Here is a 15,634-nt window from a genome sequence, read left to right as displayed (position 1 = left end):
CTGTTGCAGAGAAATGCATCAACGTGCAGGCGCGTCTTAACTTAAAAGGAATGTTTTATGTCTAATCCACTTCTCACTTTCACGGATTTACCGCCGTTTTCCGCCATTAAGCCAGAGCATGTGAAGCCTGCGGTTGAGAAAGCGATAGAAGATTGCCGCACCGAAATTGAAAAACGCCTTGCTGGCAATAGCACCCCAACGTGGCAAAACTTGATTGCACCCATTGAAGAGGTGGATGATCGCTTAAGCCGCATTTGGTCGCCAGTGAGCCACCTTAATTCCGTGCTCAATAGCGATGAACTGCGTGATGCGTACGAAAGCTGTTTGCCGCTGCTGTCTGAATACGGCACTTGGGTTGGGCAACATAAAGGCCTGTTTGAAGCCTATAAGAGCATGAAAGCCAGCGATACTTTTTCCTCGCTCTCTCAAGCGCAGCAAAAAACCATCAATGATGCACTGCGTGATTTTGAGCTATCGGGTATCGGCTTGCCATTGGCAGAGCAAAAACGGTACGGCGAGATCAGTAAACGTCAATCTGAGTTGGGTTCTAAGTTCTCTAATAACGTACTGGATGCCACGATGGGCTGGACCAAGCACATTACCGACGCCAATCAATTAGCGGGCATGCCAGAATCGGCGTTAGCAGCGGCACAAGCGGCGGCGCAAGCCAAAGAGCTCGATGGTTATTTATTAACGCTCGACATTCCTTCTTATCTGCCAGTGATGACTTATTGTGATAACCAAGCTTTGCGCAAAGAGCTCTATGAAGCGTATGTCACGCGTGCCTCGGATCGCGGGCCAAATGTGGGCAAGTGGGATAACAGCGAAATCATCGCTGAGAAACTCAAACTGCGTCATGAAATAGCCCGTATGCTCGGTTTTAATACCTACAGTGAAAAATCACTGGCGACTAAAATGGCGCAAACGCCCGATCAAGTGTTAGGGTTTTTAAATGATTTAGCCACCAAAGTGAAACCGCAAGGTGAGCGTGAAGTAGAAGAGTTGCGTCAATTTGCGCAGCAAGAGTTTGGCGTGACCACGCTAGAGTTGTGGGATATCGCTTACTACAGCGAAAAACAGAAACAGCACTTGTTTGATATTTCAGATGAAGAGCTGCGCCCTTATTTCCCAGAATCGAAAGTGGTGAGCGGCCTATTTGAAGTACTCCACCGCGTATTTGGCATGAGCGTCAAAGAGCGCTCTGGGGTTGATACTTGGCATCCATCGGTGCGTTTTTTCGATATTTTTGATGCGAAAGGATCACTGCGTGGCAGCTTCTATCTCGACCTGTATGCACGCGAACATAAGCGTGGCGGCGCGTGGATGGATGATTGCCGTGGCCGCCGTATCACTCAAAATGGCGAGCTACAAACACCAGTGGCTTATTTGACCTGTAACTTTAATCGCCCAATCGGTGATAAACCTGCGTTATTTACTCATGATGAAGTGGTCACTTTGTTCCATGAGTTTGGACACGGGATCCACCACATGTTGACTCAAGTTGAAGTGGGTGCGGTATCTGGCATCAACGGTGTACCGTGGGATGCGGTTGAACTGCCCAGTCAGTTCCTTGAAAATTGGTGCTGGGAAGAAGAGGCGTTAGCGTTTATTTCAGGTCATTACGAAACGGGTGAACCGCTACCGAAAGAAATGCTCGATAAAATGCTCGCGGCGAAAAACTTCCAGTCAGCGATGTTTATTTTGCGCCAACTTGAATTTGGTTTGTTCGATTTCACCTTGCACACCACTTACGATCCCGAAGTAGGGCCACAAGTGTTGGAAACTCTTGTCCAAGTGAAAAAGAAAGTGGCCGTGTTACCAAGCCTTGAGTGGAACCGTTTCTCACACAGCTTTAGCCACATCTTTGCTGGCGGTTACAGCGCAGGTTATTACAGCTACTTATGGGCGGAAGTGCTTTCGGCTGATGCGTTTTCTCGCTTTGAGGAAGAGGGGATTTTTAACCCACAGACTGGGCAAAGTTTCTTGAACAACATCCTTGAAATGGGTGGTAGTGAAGAGCCGATGGAGCTATTTAAACGCTTTAGAGGCCGCGAGCCGCAAATTGATGCGTTGCTGCGTCATGCGGGGATCGCCGCGTAGTCACGCGCTTGAAAGGCGATGAAGCTCGAATTAGCCCACCTTTGCGGTGGGCTTTTCATTTTTGAATGCCCAGAAAAATATGATAGAGACGAGCATCTTGCCGCGATTTGAGGTTATAATCTGGGCAATTATGTATAAATAACCAGTAGCTTAGCCATGATGGATCCTTCTCTCTTACTCGACGGTCTCAACGATAAACAGCGCGAAGCGGTTGCCGCGCCTTTAGAAAACTTGCTGGTGCTTGCCGGAGCGGGGAGTGGTAAAACCCGAGTATTGGTGCATCGCATTGCTTGGCTTATCTCGGTTGAAAACGCCTCGCCTTTTTCAGTGATGTCGGTGACTTTTACCAACAAAGCGGCGGCGGAAATGCGTGGCCGAATTGAAGAGTTGATGATGGGCAGTGCATCGGGCATGTGGAATGGTACCTTCCACGGTATTTGCCACCGTATTTTACGCGCTCACTATCTCGATGCTCGCCTGCCAGAGGATTTTCAGATCCTCGATTCTGAAGATCAACTGCGTTTGCTGCGCCGCTTAATCAAAGCACAAAACCTAGATGAGAAGCAGTGGCCAACGCGCCAGGTGTGCTGGTGGATTAACGGTAAAAAAGATGAAGGTCTTCGTCCTAAGCACATCGATGCGTACCGCGATCCCGTGACTCAAACCTATTTGCAGCTTTATTCCGCGTACCAAGAGGCGTGCGATCGCGCAGGTTTGGTTGATTTTGCCGAAATTTTGCTGCGTTGCCACGAGATGTTGCGTGATAAGCAGCACATTCGTGAACATTATCAAGCGCGCTTTAAACACATCTTGGTCGACGAATTTCAAGACACCAATAACATCCAATACGCGTGGCTGCGCATGATGGCTGGTCGCGATTGCCACGTGATGATCGTCGGTGATGATGATCAGTCCATTTATGGCTGGCGTGGTGCCAAAATTGAAAACCTCGACAAATTCACGCAGGAATTTCCGAGCGTTAATACCATTCGTTTAGAGCAAAACTACCGTTCAACCAAAACCATTTTGCAAGCCTCGAACGCACTGATCGCGAACAACACCGAACGAATGGGTAAAGAGCTCTGGACCGATGGCAGCGAAGGCGAGCCGATTTCTATCTATTCGGCTTACAACGATCTTGATGAGGCGCGTTTTACCGTCAATAAAATCAAAGAGTGGCGAGACAAAGGTGGCGCATTAGAAGATTGTGCGATGCTTTATCGCAACAACGCCCAATCTCGTGTTTTGGAAGAAGCCTTGATTCAAGCAGGCTTGCCCTATCGCATCTACGGCGGCATGCGCTTCTTCGAGCGCCAAGAGATCAAAGATGCGTTAAGTTACTTGCGTTTGATGTCTAACCGCAATGATGATTCGGCCTTTGAGCGAGTCGTAAATACGCCACCGCGTGGCTTGGGTGATAAAACGCTGGAAACCATTCGTTTTGCGGCGCGAGATCGCGGCTGTACCTTGTGGCAAGCGAGCCTTGTGTTGTTGGAAGAAAAAGTGCTCACAGGACGTGCGGCAAGCGCATTAAGCCGGTTTATTGAACTGGTCAATGCCCTTGAAGATGATAGCGCTGAGATGCCGCTACACAGTCAAACTGACCATGTAATCAAAACCTCTGGCTTGTTTGAGATGTATCAGCTTGAAAAGGGTGAAAAGTCCAAAGCCAGAATTGAAAACTTGGAAGAGCTAGTCACCGCAACACGCCAATTTGAAAAGCCAGAAGAAGCGGATGAGATGAGCATGTTGACGGCCTTTTTAACCCACGCAGCGCTGGAAGCGGGCGAAGGGCAGGCTGACGAGTTTGATGATGCCGTACAGTTAATGACACTGCACAGCGCGAAAGGGTTAGAGTTCCCATTGGTGTTTATGGTTGGCGTTGAAGAGGGCATGTTCCCTAGCCAAATGTCGGCCGAAGAAGCGGGGCGATTGGAAGAGGAGCGCCGTTTGTGTTACGTCGGAATGACGCGCGCCATGCAAAAGCTCTACATTACTTACGCTGAAATTCGCCGTTTATACGGTCAGGATAAATACCATAAGCCGTCACGCTTTATCCGTGAGCTGCCAGAACACTGCCTTGATGAAGTGCGTATGAAAGCGCAAGTGAGCCGACCAAGCAGTGCCGGGCGTTTTAGTCAAACAGCGGTCAAAGAGAACTTTAACGAGACGGGTTTTAGCTTGGGCGCACGGGTAAAACACCCTATTTTTGGTGAAGGCACCATCATTAATTTCGAAGGCAGTGGCCCGCAAAGTCGAGTGCAAGTCGCTTTTAACGGTGAAGGCATTAAATGGCTAGTGACTGCTTATGCCAAGCTAGAGAAAGTGTAAGATTTACGAGAAAAGAAAAACCCCGAGGGCTTACGCCCTGCGGGGTTATAGTCTTACTTGCAGCAATCCAGCTACGAAAGTGCTCCATGCATCAAATCCATGATAGTGGCTGAATTCCGTCAGCTTAATCCGTTCTTCGCCTTCCTAGCGGTGTCCTTGGGTGACTTCCTAGTCTGCTAACCATCCACGTTAGCGCGCTTCACTTGTTCCTTGAGCGGTGTCCTTTACATCATCCTGATGTTCAGTCCTTGCCTCGTCCAGAGGTGTCCATTGTCTTTCCTTAGCAGTAACCATCCTAGCTACTATTGCGTCCATTCAATGTCCAATTTGCTTTCCGTGCCGACTGTCATCCTGAGCAGTCGTCTCTTCATCCTGAAGATGACCAATCCGTGGTGCTTTCCTGTTCCGTGTCAGAATCCTTCCAACAAGGTTCATATTACCCGTCTCTAATTTATCGGCAATGCTTGAGAAACGCTTTTCTCACAAATTATTTCATGATTTTTTTGTTTCTCATTTAAAATCAATGGCTTGTTGCTTTTAGTGTTGTTTTTTCTACTCAAAAAGCGATATTTGCTCACTCGTTTGTAAGAGATCTCGCACAAAGCGGATCGCGGATCGCTGCATCAATGGCTAAGGCTAAGCATGGCTTGCAGTAAAATAAGTCCACCGATGAGCGTAAAAATAACGCCACATACTCCATCAATATACACAGTGAGTGACTGTAAACGTTTTTGTAGGCGCGCGGTAGAGAGCATCCACGCTAAGATTGAGAACCAGATGAAGGAGATCCCCCAAAGAATCAATAAGGCGATGCTTTTTCCGGAGAAAGACATTCCTACGGGTACTAAGCTTGACATTAAGCTGATAAAAAAGACTAAGGCTTTCGGATTAAAAAGATTAGTGATAAAACCGCGAGAAAAGGCTTGGCGTTGATTATCGATCAAACGATGGCGCTCATTATTTAGGTCAACAGCTTGTGGTGATCGCCAGTGGCTATAGGTAGATTTGAGTGCGCCGAAACCTAAATAAAATAAATAACTCCCGCCCGCCAGTTGTACCACCGCAAACAAAGTTGGTTGCTGATGCACCAAATAGCTTATTCCTGTGAGGCTCAGCAGTGAGTGAATTAAAATGCCGCACGATAACCCAAGAGCAATAAAAACCCCGGTTTTTCGACCGTAACGGGTAGCATTTTGTACTACTAGGGCGACATCTGGCCCGGGGCTCAATAGCGCCATGAAATGTACGCCAGCTAAGGTGACCAATATAGAAAGTTCGTTCATGTATTCTCCTCATGTTTGACGGTGAGTATGCGTGGAGAAAACGTGCTTGCCTTGTAAATTACTGACAGTTTGGCTAGTAAAGTGTACGGTTGACGGCGGAAGGGGCGATGCCAAAAGTTGCTTTGAACGCCTTACTGAAATGGGCTTGATCATAAAAACCGACTTGATAGGCGACTTCAGTGCTAGAGGCTCCGGTTTTCAACAATTTCATCGCTTGCTCTAAACGTAAACGCAATAACCACGCATAAGGTGTGATGCCCGTTTGCGCCTTGAAATGGCGCTGAAACTGAGTGGGTGAAAGCTGGCAAAGCTGAGCGAGTTGCTCAAGGCGGATTGGTTGGTCGAGTTGACTGAGTACCCACTCTTTCAGCGTAGCGAGGTTGCGCTGGCCAAGCGGTTTAACCTCCGGCAGTTTCAAGTGGCTATAGCGTTCAAGTAAAGGTGTGAACCCTTGGTAGGGTAAGCAATCTTTAGCGAGTTGACTGAGCTTATCCTGCTTCATGGTGTGATGAAGTTGCAGCAGTGAGCAAAAAAGTGGCGCGTCATCGACTATTAACTGCTCAAAACCCAGCACTTGTTCAATCTGCTTGGCTTCTAAGGTTTGCTGTAGCCAAGTGGGTTCAATGGCAAACACTTGCACTTGGTAGCCAGAGCCATTGTGCGCTTGCCCATCGTGCAGTTCATCTGGCGACATAAGAACTACGCCGCCCCGTTGTACCTGATGCCAAGCGCCTTGGTGGTAGAAGCGCTGCGTTCCTTGAGTGATAAGGCCAATATGAATATCAAGATGGTAGTGGCGATCAAACGCAAACTGACGATAGTCTGCATCAATCAGACCGATCGCAGGATAGGCCGTTTGGCTGTAGCTCACTTTATCCATAGAGACCAAAATTTAGGGTTGAATAATGCAAGCTTAGCCAGCCATGTCGCCACTGTCTTGTAAAAAATGATCATGAAACCCTGGATGGTTTTGAGCGGTTCTGTGTAAATGAAGCGTAGAAAACGGTTGGCGCGTGTTTATCTCGCCAACCGAGACTATATTACAGAGCGTTATTCTCCGATGGCGACACCTTCACGGCGTGGATCAGCAGCGCCTTCAAGACCTTGCTCTGTAATACGAATGGCGTGTAGCCCAGAATTGAGATCTCGGATCGCCACTTTCGCTCCTATACTTTCTAGCGCCGGTTTGAATTGTTCTGCTTGAGTCCCTTTTTCTAATTCCATTTCACCAAAACGATTTAACACATGCGGTTGGCTGATTGCAGCCTGAATATCCATACCCCACTGCAAATGAGCGATTAATGCTTGTGCTACATAACCAATGATGCGGCTACCCCCCGGAGAGCCAATGGCGAGATAGGGTTGGTTATTGTGGAGTACGACGGTCGGAGCCATTGAAGAGCGAGGGCGCTTACCTGGCTCAAGGCGATTAGCGATGGGACGACCATCACTGTGGGTAGCAAAGGAAAAATCGGTTAGCTCATTATTGAGTAAAAAGCCGCGCACAAAGAGGCGAGAGCCAAACGCGTTTTCGATTGAGGTCGTGTACGACACGACATTACCTTCACGATCGACAATATTAAAGTGGCTAGTGGACGGTAATTCAATCGATTGATCTGGGCTACGCAGTTGTGCGTTGTGCCAAGGTGGGTTACCTGCTTCAGCGCTGGTCAGCGCTTTGCCAGGTTGAATGAGTTGAGCTCGTTCAGCAAGATAGCTTTTATCTAATAAACCTTGCGTTGGGACGGGAACATAATCTTGATCCGCCATGTGCAAGCCACGATCGGCAAAGGCCAATCGAGAGGCATCGCCCAACACCTGCCAAGAGTTCACCTCTTTGGCTCCCCAGCCTTTTAAATCATATTGTTCGGTGATCGACAAAATTTGGCCCACAGTGAGTGCACCTGAACTGGGCAAGCCCATACCACACACTTGATAGCTTTGGTAAGGCGCACAAATCGGCTCACGCTGTTTGACTTGGTAAGTATCAAAATCTTGTTGGGCAAGTACACCGGGATTACCTGCTGCATTTTGTACGGTATGAATAATGTCTTTGGCTATATCACCTTGATAGAAGGCTTTTGCTCCATGTTTCGCGATAGCATTCAGCGTGGCGGCATATTCAGGGTTTTTCAGTAAGGTGCCCGTTTTCAGTGGGTCACCCTGCGCGTCGAAGAAATACGCTTTGGTGGCCGGAAAGCGGCTTAAGCGTTGTTTATCTTCCGCAATTAAGGTGGCAAGGCGAGGGCTGATTTCAAACCCTCTTTGCGCAAGTGCCACTACGGGCTCAATCAGGCGTGCCCATTCAAGTTTGCCGTATTGGCGATGGGTTTCCCACAGCAACTTAACGGTGCCGGGTGTGCCGACTGAGCGACCTCCCACAACAGCATCGTAAAATTGCAGTGGTTTTCCGGTGCTATCTAAAAAGAGATTTGGCGTGGCATTGAGTGGCGCGGTTTCTCGGCCATCAAAGGTAGTGAGTGCTTTTTTCTTGGCATCCCAGTAGACCAAAAATGAGCCGCCGCCGATACCTGAAGATTGGGGCTCAACCAGTCCGAGCATCAATTGTGTCGTTACCATGGCATCGATCGCATTACCCCCTTGGCGTAAAATATCAGCGCCGGCTTCGGTGGCCAAAGGATTGGCGGCTGTCACCATCCAGTGTTTGGCTTTAACCAACTGTTTTTGTTCAAAACCACTACTTTGTTCAGGTGCAAAAGCATCGGCTGCCTGATCAGAGGCAGCTTGCGCAGAAACAGCAAAAATCAAGGCTGGAAGAGTCAATCGTGTGTGAGTCAAGAGCATGCCCATCTCCATTGGGTTGTGATGAAGATGTTATGTTATCGTTTTACGGTTGTTATTTGCCAGTCAGTTGTGCTTGGAATGTTCGATTTATGCCACGATGTCTCAGGATTGGATAATAAGGCAATAGCACCTAATCGGTTTATGCCCGTTGAGCGCGTCGCGCGGTTCGCCTTGTTTTTAAACCATCAAAACTGAACAGCAACAATGCTGCCCAAATAAAGGCAAAAGTGATGGCTTTATCACTAGAGAAGGCTTCACCATACACCAAGACAGCGAGCAAAAACATCAAGCTTGGGCCGATGTATTGGAAGAAACCCAGCGTTGAAAGTTTTAAACGCGTTGCTGCTCCTGTGAAACAAAGCAAAGGCAAGGTCGTGATGACGCCAGCTGCGATCAGCAGTAGGTTGAGATTAAGAGGATTGATAGCCATATCTGAAGTGGGCGAGCTGGCGATAAATAACAGATAAATCAACGCTGCGGGCAACATCACCAAGGTTTCGATAAACAAACCTGTTTGTGCATCAACCGCCACTTTTTTACGCAGCAAGCCATACAAGCCAAAACTGGCAGCCAAAGCGATGGCGACCACAGGAATCGAACCAAACACAATCAACTGAATGGCCACGCCAATGGTGGCTAGCGCTACCGCGACCCACTGTAGTTTGCGTAATCGCTCGCCAAGAAAAAGCATACCGAGTACGACATTGAGCAGCGGGTTAATGTAATAGCCTAAACTGGCGTCTAACATATGATTAGCATTGATCGCCCAGATAAAAATTAACCAGTTCACCGCAACCAGACAAGCGGTGGTCATCAGATAGATCATCTTTGATTTATGAGTAATCACACTGCGTACACTGCGCCAGTTGTGGCCAAAATGAAGCAATGCTGCTAACAAGAAAAACGACCACACTACGCGGTGAGTGAGGATCTCAAGTACAGGAACATTGTTGATCGTTTTAAAATAGATCGGTGCGATGCCCCACATGGTGTAAGCACCAATAGCCAGTAAAACGCCTTGTCTGGAGCGTTGTTCTTCTGTGGTCATGATGAATTCTCAAAGGAGTGAAGTGCTGAGCCAGCGAAACGATTCGACAGTATATACTGTTCCTCAAGTAAGTTGCAGCTTTGTTAATCGGCTGCCCACTCGGGATTTTGAGTGACGAATAATGGCCGAGAATCAAGCGATTCGCTTTACCGCTACATTTTGCGGTTTTATTCACCATCGAACCCCACTACAATAAGACGCTTTGCGGTATAGCGGTTGCTCTACCCCTTTTGTTCACCCTTGGAAATTTCATGACCGCAACGTTAATGGCTCAACAAACCGATCCTCAACCTGAGACACCGCACAGTATTTTACAGACTGTGTTTGGTTATCAGTCGTTTCGTGTCGGCCAGCAAGAGGTGATTGACGCTTCGTTAGCGGGGCAAGATAGCTTAGTTATCATGCCAACGGGTGGGGGAAAATCGCTCTGTTATCAGATCCCTGCGTTAGTCAAAGAGGGCATCACTTTAGTCATTTCGCCGCTCATTTCATTGATGAAAGACCAAGTGGATCAGCTCAAAGCCAACGGTGTCGCGGCTGAGTGTATTAATTCAAGTATGTCACGTGAGATGCTGATGTCGGTGTATAACCGAATGAACGCGGGGCAACTGAAGCTGATTTACGCGTCGCCTGAGCGCGTCTTAATGCCCGATTTCATCGAACGCTTGCAGCAGTTGCCATTGGCAATGATTGCCGTGGATGAAGCACACTGTATTTCTCAATGGGGGCACGATTTTCGCCCGGAGTATGCGGCGTTAGGCCAACTTAAACAGCATTTTTCACACGTGCCTTTTATGGCACTGACGGCAACGGCTGATGACGCCACGCGCGTGGATATTTTGCACCGTTTGCAGTTGCAAGAGCCGCATGTCTATCTGGGCAGCTTTGATCGTCCTAATATCCGCTATACCTTGGTCGAAAAGCACAAACCGGTTTCACAGGTGATCCGCTATCTTGATACGCAAAGAGGACATTGCGGCATCATTTACTGTGGCAGTCGCAAAAAAGTCGAAATGCTGACAGAAAAACTGTGCAACAACCATTTACGAGCAGCCAGTTACCATGCGGGTATGGACGCCGATGAGCGCGCTTATGTGCAAGAAGCATTTCAGCGTGATGACATTCAGATAGTGGTTGCTACCGTCGCATTTGGAATGGGGATTAATAAACCCAACGTGCGTTTTGTGGTGCATTTTGATATTCCGCGCAACATCGAATCTTACTATCAAGAGACCGGGCGCGCAGGGCGAGACGGTTTGCCAGCCGAAGCGATGATGCTCTATGATCCGGCCGACATCAGTTGGCTGCGTCGAATGTTAGATGAGAAGCCGGAAGGGCCACAAAAGCAGGTGGAAAGCCATAAGTTGGGCGCGATGAGCGCTTTTGCTGAAGCACAAACTTGTCGCCGCCAAGTGTTGCTCAATTATTTTGGTGAATATCGAGACAAACCTTGCGGCAACTGCGATATCTGCCTTGATCCCCCCAAGCATTTCGATGCCACGCAAGAGGCGCAAAAAGCATTATCGTGCGTTTATCGCGTCAACCAAAGTTTCGGTATGGGTTATGTGGTGGAAGTGATGCGCGGTATGCAAAATATCCGTATTCGTGAAAATGGCCACGACAAGCTCACGACTTACGGCATTGGTCGCGATCATAGCCATGATTATTGGGTGAGTATTTTCCGTCAGTTGATCCATAAAGGGTTGTTGCAGCAAAACATTACTCGCAATTCGACCTTGCAGTTGACGGAAGAGGCGCGACCGCTGCTGCGTGGAGAAATGCCATTAGAGTTAGCTATTCCACGCTTAGACACGGCCGCTCGCGCGGCGAAATCAGATAAGTTATCCAACAAAAACTACGACAAACCACTGTTTGCCAAATTGCGTAAATTGCGTAAATCGATTGCTGATGAAGATGGCCTGCCGCCTTACGTGGTCTTTAGTGATGCGACTCTAATTGATATGGCGGAAATATTGCCCACTTCGTACGGAGAAATGCTGGCCGTTAACGGCGTTGGGCAACGCAAGCTTGAAAAATACGCCGACCCATTTTTAGACCTGATTCAGGAGCACTTAACCCACCATGGCTGAGTTCGGTTTAGCACACAATTTACAAGATGAAGGGCGACTCGTCTTGAGTACAGCGCGTTTTGATGTCGATACTTTTCCTGCACTAGGCGAACGTTTGGTCAAGCAGCTTTCGGCTACAGTGATAGAAAAACAGTGGGATGCGGACATTCACTCATGGTTGATTGATTTTGAAGGTTGCTTACTTTTTCTCAAAGCCGAGCATTACAGCGAGTCGGTTTGGCTTGAAGCACTTGCCATCAAAGAGAGCCAAGAAGAGTTGGCGTTTCTTGCGCAATTATTCGCGCGAGGTTTCTAAGCGTGTAGATCAACTCTGCATATCCGCCTTTTGTTCCTTCATTATTCAGCCGGGCTTGCGGCTATTTTTTGGTGATTTTATCTAAATAACCCATCGCAAAGGCCGATAAGACAAAGGTAATGTGCAGCAGTAAGTACCACTTAATTTTTTCACTGTCGATATTTTCAGTGTTCATGAAGACTTTCAGCAAATGAATTGAGGAGATGGCGACAATCGATGCCGAAACCTTATTTTTCAACGATCCTGTATCTAATTTTCCTAGCCAGCCGAGCTTATCATCCTCTGCGGCGATATTAATTTTAGAGACAAAATTCTCATAGCCTGAAAACATCACCATCACAATCAACCCACCAACCAATGAAATATCAATCAAAGAAAGCGTTACTAAAATCAGGCTGACTTCATCGGTGCTCAAGATGTTAGGTAACAGATGAAAGACCTCTTGGAAAAACTTAATGCCTAATGCCAGTAGTACTAAACTTAATCCCAAATAGATAGGCGCCATAATCCAGCGTGCTGAATAGAGTAGTTTTTCGACGATATTTTCCATAATCATTCCGTTTATGATCTCCACGAGGTATGGGGAATAAGGGCGAGATAATACTGTGTTTTCTTATAATTTGGCTACGTTATTGCACAAAGTTATTGTAAAGCAAGATAGCCAGCCAAGCTGATATCCAAGGGGGGGGATACGCGTTTGCTCGCCATGCTGTGATTTGAAAAGATTGTACTTTTTTGTATGGAATTGTCTTGATGTATTTATAAATCCAATAAAAGGGCAATAATAAGCACTCAATTAGAATGAGTGTTGTTCCATGCATACTGAGAATCTTAATTTGCGTCATATTCTATTTTTTCACCCATTGAGCTTATTATTGCTGCTTGTCATGTCGGCTAGTTCGTTATCGACGGAGTTACCTAAAAGTCATCGCATTCACGAAGGTCAGCTTGAAAATGGCTTAAGGTACCAATTAGTCCATAACACCACACCTGCTCATGCTGTCATTATGCGTATGCGCATTGCGGGTGGCTCTTTAGTTGAGTCAGAGCAAGAACAAGGCTTGATGCATCTTTTAGAGCACATGGCGTTTAAAGGTTCGGACTCTGTAGCCGAAGGGGAGATGATTCGCCAACTTGAACGGTTAGGATTAAGTTTTGGATCCGATACCAATGCGGTGACTCAATTCAATCAAACCGTGTATGAGTTCAATATTGCTCAAGGAGACTCACAAAAAGTAGCAACTGGTTTGTGGCTGATGAGAGAGATTGCGGATCGCCTTAAGCTTGAGCCAAAGGCGTTAGAGCAAGAAAAACCGGTTGTTGTGGCGGAATGGAAAGAGAGAAATTCCGCTGATGTAGATAATTATCGTCAACAGCTGAGCTTCTTATATCCGAGGAGCCCTTTGTCAAAACGTTTGCCAATTGGTGATCTCGATGTAGTAAAACATGCTAGCTCAGAGCAGTTACGTTCACTCTATCAACGTTTTTACACGCCAGAGCGCACCACAATCATTGTGGTGGGAGACCTTGATGTTGCTCAGGCCGAAGAGCAGATCAAACGACTTTTTTCAAACTGGGTACCTCACCGGGATGCAGTACCACTACGGGCTGACCATTTGATACTTCCTGCAGAGAGAACACACTTACAAGCCGATGCTTTCTTTGATGCTCGTTTGCCGACCCAAATTTCGCTTGGTGTGATTGCACCACAAGAGCGACAAGCTGATAGCGTAGAAAGCCGCCATGAAATGATCCTTGAATCAATATTGTCGAACTTACTCTACCAACGTTTGCTTCCCCATCTGATAGGCCAAGAAGGGATTACGGATGCTTTTGTTAGTATTGATCAAGACTTCGGTATCGCATCACGGATGGAATTGTCGCTGGTAACCTTGCCCGAGCAGTGGCGGCATGGGCTGACATTACTTGAACAGACGGTGCGACAAGCGATTCGGTACGGCTTTAATCAGAGCGAAATTGATCAAGCGATCAAGGCAATACATGCTGATTATCAGCAAAGAGCAGCAAGTAGCGATACCTTGCATAGTATTTCGATTGCGCAAGGCCTAGTGACAAGTGATGCTCAGCAATTTGTCCCGATTGAACCAACGTTCGCGCTTGCTCTTTTTGAAGCTTATCAACCTCAAATCACTGCAGCTCGATTGCACGACCTGCTTACCGAACGTTGGCAAGGTAAGCCGTGGATTTATTTTTCTGGGCCATACAAGGTTGAGAAAATCAATCGAACGCTACTCGATGTATATGAACAAAGCCAAAAGCAGCCAGTAGAACCTTATCAATTTTTATCAGTGGAGGCTTTTGCCTACCGTGAATTTGGTGAGGCGGGCACGCTCGTTCAAGACAAGCGAGATCCCGAAACGGGGATTCGGATGTTGAAATTTGCCAATGGCGTTAAGCTCAACATCAAGTCTACCGAGTTAGAGAAAAATATTATTTACCTCGATCTCTCATTGGGCTTTGGTGACTACCCATTACCGAAAAAAGAGGGCATTCAGGCGCTATTTAATGATGGCTTTGTTGCTGGTGGGTTAGAGCAGCACTCATTTCAGCAGTTAGCCAATCTCTTTTCTGCTGCCAATGTGACGACGGGGTTCAATGTCGGAACGCTTGGTTTTGCGAGTCAGGATTTCACCAATCAAGCGTCGCTTGACCAACAGTTAGCGCTGCAAATGGCATTTTTAACGAGTCCGGGCTGGCGAGAAGAGGGGATGAACCAATTTCGTCAACGAGTACTGGCTGCGAGTAACAGTCAGAACACGACGCCAGAAGAAGCATTTTGGACGGTGTTACCTGAATTATTGCACCCTGACGACCCACGATTTCGTAGCCATGATGAGGAGCGGTTAAAGCGTCATTTTTCAGAATTAGCCCCAGTGCTTGCCTCGGCGGTAGATAAAGGCCTTTTAGAAATTGCCATTGTGGGTGATCTTGACGAAGAGAAAACGATTCAATCGGTTGCTAAAACACTGGGCGCTTTGTCGCGTCATCCAGAAAAAGAGCTGCAAGTTGAGCGCGTTGAGTTTCCACCATTGCCTGCTTCACATATTGTTGAGCATCAAGGTTCAGCCAACGCCGCGGCACTGGCTTGGCTGTGGCCAACGGCTGATAAGGTGAATGCCGAACACTACGCAAAACTGATGCTGCTTGAAGAGGTTCTCAGTATTTTGTTGACGGAAGAAGTGAGAGAAAAGGCTGGCGCGAGTTACTCACCTTACCCATTTAGCAGCAATGATTTTCTTCCCACAGGATTTGGTTATTTGGGGCTGTTCAGTGTGACAGACACAGCGCAACTTAAATTAGTGGAAGAGAGTTTCGATGCGGTATTGTCTAGAGTGAAAGCTGAACATGGCATCGATGCTGATCTGTTGCAAAGAGCGAAACAGCCGCTTGTACAATGGTTAGATAGCCTGCCAGAAAAGAATGCATTTTGGCTTGATATCGCATCGCTAGCTCAAACTTATCCGCATCGTTATAGCCGTTGGCAGGCGATTCATCATGCCATCAATCAGGTGAATGCGAATGATCTACGCAGTGTTGCTAATCAATATTTACAAGCAGATAAACAACTAAGTGTTAAGATATTACCCAACACTTCTCCTACTATATCAAAATAAAATTAGCCCCCTGGTGGGGGCGTTATTTTTATGATTAAATCTATTGT

Annotated in this window: 10 protein-coding genes; 5 read left to right on the top strand and 5 right to left on the bottom strand. The window is 47.3% G+C overall.

Annotation, left to right across the window (positions count from 1 at the left end):
* Positions 1–57 precede the first annotated feature (57 nt).
* Positions 58–2,100: an oligopeptidase A gene (prlC, locus tag CCZ37_RS12790; protein ID WP_094500717.1), complete on the top strand. Its 2,043-nt coding sequence runs from the start codon at positions 58–60 to the stop codon at positions 2,098–2,100.
* 156 nt (positions 2,101–2,256) lie between these two features.
* Positions 2,257–4,431 carry a DNA helicase II gene (gene uvrD / locus CCZ37_RS12785; RefSeq protein WP_029627096.1) on the top strand — a complete coding sequence of 725 codons (2,175 nt, stop codon included), beginning with the start codon at positions 2,257–2,259 and terminating at the stop codon, positions 4,429–4,431.
* A 623-nt stretch (positions 4,432–5,054) separates the two neighbouring features.
* Here the strand turns inward: uvrD and CCZ37_RS12780 are convergent.
* The 4 genes from CCZ37_RS12780 to rarD form a co-directional block, all read right to left on the bottom strand.
* On the bottom strand, positions 5,055–5,714 hold the full coding sequence (locus CCZ37_RS12780; RefSeq protein ID WP_094500716.1) for a LysE family translocator: 660 nt from the start codon (positions 5,712–5,714) through the stop codon (positions 5,055–5,057).
* A 73-nt stretch (positions 5,715–5,787) separates the two neighbouring features.
* Entirely contained in the window at positions 5,788–6,594 is an 807-nt protein-coding gene (locus tag CCZ37_RS12775; RefSeq protein ID WP_194664025.1) for an AraC family transcriptional regulator, read from the bottom strand.
* A 170-nt stretch (positions 6,595–6,764) separates the two neighbouring features.
* Entirely contained in the window at positions 6,765–8,531 is a 1,767-nt protein-coding gene (gene ggt, locus CCZ37_RS12770; RefSeq protein ID WP_094500714.1) for a gamma-glutamyltransferase, read from the bottom strand.
* Between the two features lie 127 nt (positions 8,532–8,658).
* Positions 8,659–9,567: an EamA family transporter RarD gene (gene rarD, locus CCZ37_RS12765; RefSeq protein WP_094500713.1), complete on the bottom strand. Its 909-nt coding sequence runs from the start codon at positions 9,565–9,567 to the stop codon at positions 8,659–8,661.
* A gap of 251 nt (positions 9,568–9,818) precedes the next feature.
* On the opposite strand from rarD, the gene recQ reads away from it, so the two are divergent.
* Positions 9,819–11,657, top strand: a complete 1,839-nt coding sequence (recQ, locus tag CCZ37_RS12760) for an ATP-dependent DNA helicase RecQ (RefSeq protein ID WP_026027372.1) — start codon at positions 9,819–9,821, stop codon at positions 11,655–11,657.
* Complete coding sequence (locus tag CCZ37_RS12755) at positions 11,650–11,952, top strand: DUF3630 family protein (protein WP_094500712.1); 303 nt, start codon at positions 11,650–11,652, stop codon at positions 11,950–11,952. The genes recQ and CCZ37_RS12755 overlap by 8 nt, the downstream gene beginning before the upstream one ends.
* Before the next feature lie 61 nt (positions 11,953–12,013).
* Here the strand turns inward: CCZ37_RS12755 and CCZ37_RS12750 are convergent, their stop codons facing one another.
* Positions 12,014–12,502 carry a TIGR00645 family protein gene (locus CCZ37_RS12750; protein WP_094500711.1) on the bottom strand — a complete coding sequence of 163 codons (489 nt, stop codon included), beginning with the start codon at positions 12,500–12,502 and terminating at the stop codon, positions 12,014–12,016.
* A 265-nt stretch (positions 12,503–12,767) separates the two neighbouring features.
* Here CCZ37_RS12750 and CCZ37_RS12745 point away from each other — a divergent pair, with 265 nt between their 5' ends.
* Positions 12,768–15,587: a M16 family metallopeptidase gene (locus CCZ37_RS12745; RefSeq protein ID WP_244187271.1), complete on the top strand. Its 2,820-nt coding sequence runs from the start codon at positions 12,768–12,770 to the stop codon at positions 15,585–15,587.
* The last annotated feature ends 47 nt before the right edge of the window (positions 15,588–15,634 follow it).

This window comes from Vibrio qinghaiensis, assembly GCF_002257545.1.
Lineage (GTDB): Bacteria > Pseudomonadota > Gammaproteobacteria > Enterobacterales > Vibrionaceae > Vibrio > Vibrio ordalii.
Note: the sequence above shows the minus strand (reverse complement) of the source record. Positions and strands in the feature narration are given on the sequence as shown.

Excerpts from the sequence above, each read along its gene's own strand:
- uvrD (WP_029627096.1), top strand. The coding sequence starts at position 2,257 with ATGATGGATCCTTCTCTCTTACTCGACGGTCTCAACGATAAACAGCGC.
- CCZ37_RS12745 (WP_244187271.1), top strand. The coding sequence starts at position 12,768 with ATGCATACTGAGAATCTTAATTTGCGTCATATTCTATTTTTTCACCCA.
- CCZ37_RS12750 (WP_094500711.1), bottom strand. The coding sequence starts at position 12,502 with ATGGAAAATATCGTCGAAAAACTACTCTATTCAGCACGCTGGATTATG.
- prlC (WP_094500717.1), top strand. The coding sequence starts at position 58 with ATGTCTAATCCACTTCTCACTTTCACGGATTTACCGCCGTTTTCCGCC.
- recQ (WP_026027372.1), top strand. The coding sequence starts at position 9,819 with ATGACCGCAACGTTAATGGCTCAACAAACCGATCCTCAACCTGAGACA.
- CCZ37_RS12755 (WP_094500712.1), top strand. The coding sequence starts at position 11,650 with ATGGCTGAGTTCGGTTTAGCACACAATTTACAAGATGAAGGGCGACTC.
- CCZ37_RS12775 (WP_194664025.1), bottom strand. The coding sequence starts at position 6,594 with ATGGATAAAGTGAGCTACAGCCAAACGGCCTATCCTGCGATCGGTCTG.
- CCZ37_RS12780 (WP_094500716.1), bottom strand. The coding sequence starts at position 5,714 with ATGAACGAACTTTCTATATTGGTCACCTTAGCTGGCGTACATTTCATG.
- ggt (WP_094500714.1), bottom strand. The coding sequence starts at position 8,531 with ATGGAGATGGGCATGCTCTTGACTCACACACGATTGACTCTTCCAGCC.
- rarD (WP_094500713.1), bottom strand. The coding sequence starts at position 9,567 with ATGACCACAGAAGAACAACGCTCCAGACAAGGCGTTTTACTGGCTATT.